The 3348-nt window shown below is 62.8% G+C and carries 5 protein-coding genes; 2 read left to right on the top strand and 3 right to left on the bottom strand.

The annotated features are described in order from the left end of the window. Positions 1-131 precede the first annotated feature (131 nt). Complete coding sequence (locus ACH2EI_RS09315; protein ID WP_395155135.1) at positions 132-818, top strand: response regulator transcription factor; 687 nt, start codon at positions 132-134, stop codon at positions 816-818. Continuing rightward, positions 815-2239: an ATP-binding protein gene (locus ACH2EI_RS09310; protein ID WP_395155136.1), complete on the top strand. Its 1425-nt coding sequence runs from the start codon at positions 815-817 to the stop codon at positions 2237-2239. Before ACH2EI_RS09315 ends, ACH2EI_RS09310 begins: the two co-directional genes overlap by 4 nt. Here ACH2EI_RS09310 and ACH2EI_RS09305 read toward each other — a convergent pair. The 3 genes from ACH2EI_RS09305 to ACH2EI_RS09295 all read right to left on the bottom strand — a co-directional run. After that, positions 2236-2619: an AhpC/TSA family protein gene (locus ACH2EI_RS09305; protein ID WP_395159801.1), complete on the bottom strand. Its 384-nt coding sequence runs from the start codon at positions 2617-2619 to the stop codon at positions 2236-2238. The two genes, ACH2EI_RS09310 and ACH2EI_RS09305, sit on opposite strands and share 4 nt — an antisense overlap. A 27-nt stretch (positions 2620-2646) precedes the next feature. Then, entirely contained in the window at positions 2647-2778 is a 132-nt protein-coding gene (locus ACH2EI_RS09300; RefSeq protein ID WP_395159799.1) for a hypothetical protein, read from the bottom strand. Beyond that, on the bottom strand, positions 2775-3348 hold a 574-nt coding region (locus ACH2EI_RS09295; RefSeq protein WP_395159797.1), incomplete at its 5' end, for an HTTM domain-containing protein. The genes ACH2EI_RS09300 and ACH2EI_RS09295, both read right to left, overlap by 4 nt.

Raw genomic sequence — 3348 nt, 5'->3', positions numbered from 1 at the left:
CATCTCACACGGGCATCTCACACGGGCATCTCACACGGGCATCTCACACGGGCATCTCACATGCATACCGTTGCGTCTCGTACCCTGAACACAATGTTGCGAACGCCGCAACCGCCTCCTTGGAGAGCACCATGGCCACCATCCTCATTGCCGAAGACGATCAGCAGATCCGCGAAGCACTCGATCGCATCTTGCGTTTCGAGGGCTACGAGACGGTCCTCGCCAAGGATGGGGCTGCGGCACTCGAAGCGTTCGTTGCTCACGAGCCCGATATTGCGATTCTCGATGTGATGATGCCCTTCGTCGACGGCCTCACGGTGGTTCGCAAATTGCGTGATCGCGGTAACCGCACCCCGATTTTGATGCTGACCGCCCGCCAGGAGACACCAGACCGGGTGGCCGGGCTCGACGCTGGCGCCGACGACTACCTGGCGAAGCCGTTCGAACTCGACGAACTGCTTGCCCGTGTTCGTGCGCTGCTGCGTCGCACCGATCGCAGCGACTCGGCAACATTGCGCTGTGGCGATCTCATTCTCGACCCGGCCAAGCACCTGGTCACTCGTGCTGGTGACCCCATCGAGCTGACTCGCACCGAGTTCGAGATCCTGCACACTCTGATGACCAACGCCGAAATCGTGCTTTCCCGCAGCCAGATGTATGAGACCATCTGGGGCTACGACTTCGAGACCAACTCGAAGTCACTCGACGTGCACGTCGGCTATCTGCGCCGGAAGCTCGAAGCGGGTGACCGGGAACGGCTTGTGCACACGGTGCGCGGTATTGGCTACGTCGTTCGCTCCGGCAAGTCCAACACGTGAGTCTGCGTTCGCGCCTTGCGATTCTGTTCGGCCTCCTCGCACTGGTCGTCAGCGCGATTGTTGGCGCGGCCTCGTACCAGGCGACGCGTTCAGAAATTTCGGAGTCGACTGACCGCTTTCTCGAACGCCGCTCTGTCGAGGTGACGCAGGGCATTCGTCAGCAGCCAGGCAGTCCGCACCCTCGACCCGGTCGCGACGACAACAACAACGACGACAACAACGACGACGTCGGCCAGGCAGGTGGCGCCGGGGCGCAGTTGGCTCAGCTGCCGTTCGATCCCGACGCGGTCGTTCAGGTAATCGACAAAGACGGTGTGGTCCTCAGTTCGAGTGGCGCAGAACTCCCCATTACTGACGCAGTCAAGCAGTTGATTGGTGAGCGACGGCGCTTGGGCGAGAGCACGCCGGATCGATACGACGATGTCGTAATCGATGGCACCTCCTACCGGATGTACACGCGAGCGTTGCCGCGTGGCGGCGCGATCCAAGTCGCCCGGTCGACGACCGAGAACGACGCCGTACTCAGCGTGCTGGTCAGCCGGATCGCGATCATCGGCCTGATCGCCGCCGTGCTCGCGGCACTTGCCGGCTGGTGGATCGCGCGACGCACGACGCGTCCACTACGACACCTCGCGGATGTAGCTGCGACTGTTGCCGACACCCGCGACTTCTCGGTCGATGTACCCGTGGGCCGACAGGACGAGATCGGTCAACTCGCGCGTAGTTTCCGCGAGATGTTGACTGCGTTGGAGACCAGCCGAGAACAGCAGCACAGGCTCGTGCTCGATGCAGGCCATGAGCTCCGCACACCTCTGACGAGCTTGCGCGCCAACGTGGAAATGTTGCACCGAATCGACAGTCGACCTGATGTCCCGCTGACTCCCGAGGACCGACGTGAGCTTCTTCTCGCGATCAATTCAGAAGTTGTTGAACTCAGCAACCTGTTCACGGAACTGATGGAGTTAGCGACGGACAGCCATGATGCCGATGCACCGATGGCACCGGTCGACCTCGCCGAGGTGGTCTCGCGCTCGGTGGAGCGGTGGCAACGGCGCATCGACCGTGAAATTTCGCTGACCGCGGAGTCTGCGATGGTCTCTGGTAACGAGGCGATGATCGAGCGGGCGGTGACGAACCTGCTCGGCAACGCTCACAAGTTCAGCCCACCTGGCGAACCGATCGACGTCGTGGTCAGAGCTGGTTTTGTGTCTGTCCGCGATCGCGGTCCGGGTGTTCCAGTCGCTGATCGCGAGCGTGTGTTTGATCGCTTCTACCGTGCCGATGCCACACGCACGTTGCCCGGCTCGGGGCTGGGGCTTGCCATCGTGGCGCAGATCGTCGCGCGACATGGTGGAGAGACCTGGGTGACAGAGTCCGAACACGGCGGCGCCGACGTCGGCTTTCGTCTGCCCACGGTCTAGGTCGTTGAGCCGCCGAGGTGCGCAAGTAAGTCGTCGACGCTCGGTCGAGCATCTGGTGTGGCCGGACGGAAGATCTTGATGATGCAACCGTCGGCACCGACGATCACGTCAGCACCGAGTTGGCGGATGTCTTCGTGCGTGCGCTGCAACTTCTTGCCGGCACGCAGGAGGTGCCAGTACTTCTTGAGCGTGCCGAGCGACCAGACCTGACGGCGCGTGCCGCGCTCGAGCCTGAGTGCCCGATACAGCTCGCGGTCGACATCGGTCACCACCGGGAACGACACACCGAGGTGTTCGACGTAAGCGTCGAGGCGCGTCGCGTCGGTGAAGGTGACGACGGCGATCTCAGCGTCACCGAATTCTTTGATGCGCTCGCTCACGGCGAGCACATGCTCTTGGCACGGCAGTCAAGCGAGGTGGCGGTGCAAGATCAGCACGAGCGGCACGTCGTGCTTGCGGTGCTCGTCGGTCGACCAGGTCGCTCCACCAGCGGCGGCGAACTCGAACGTCGGCAGCGGGGTTCCTTCGCTCAGCATCATGCGCCCAGGGTAGAGATGCGCCGCTCGAGCCAATCGGCATCGGCGAACGAGAGTAGCCCGATCATCATCAGCGGCCCGAAGAAGCCGACGAGGATGAACACGTCGATGAAGAAGTGCAACAGGAAGCCCAGGCCGATCAGCACCGGGCGGAGTCGGCGCGCCCAGAGCAGCGTGGTCAGCGCGAGTTCGATGGCCAGGGTTCCCCACGTGAGGAGGGCGATCAGGAGCACGTTGTTGGTGAGCCAACCGGGGCTCCCGAATCGGGTGATGTCGTCGATGCGGAACACCGTCGACACAGCCGTGCCGTTGTGCCAGAGATCGCCACTCTTGGACCAGAAGGCGAAGAAATACACGACGCACAACTGGAGTTGAATCAGGCGCAGCCCCCACGGAGCGACGTTCGGAGCGGTCCAGAGGGCGGCGCGTCCATGACGGCGCCAGCGGTCGATCGAGAGCGCAGCGCCCGTCGGCATGAAGGCCAAGATGAGCGCGAAGTTGCAGAGAAGAAAGTCGCCCGAGTTCAGAATCACAGGATTGCGTCGCTGCACCGCCACGAGGAGAACGAAGGTG

Source organism: Ilumatobacter sp., from assembly GCF_041688325.1.
Taxonomy (GTDB): Bacteria; Actinomycetota; Acidimicrobiia; order Acidimicrobiales; family Ilumatobacteraceae; genus Ilumatobacter_A.
Note: the sequence above shows the minus strand (reverse complement) of the source record. Positions and strands in the feature narration are given on the sequence as shown.

What these genes read in the sequence shown, in the direction of transcription:
- ACH2EI_RS09315 (WP_395155135.1), top strand. Translation starts at nt 132, where the DNA reads ATGGCCACCATCCTCATTGCCGAAGACGATCAGCAGATCCGCGAAGCA.
- ACH2EI_RS09300 (WP_395159799.1), bottom strand. Translation starts at nt 2,778, where the DNA reads ATGATGCTGAGCGAAGGAACCCCGCTGCCGACGTTCGAGTTCGCCGCC.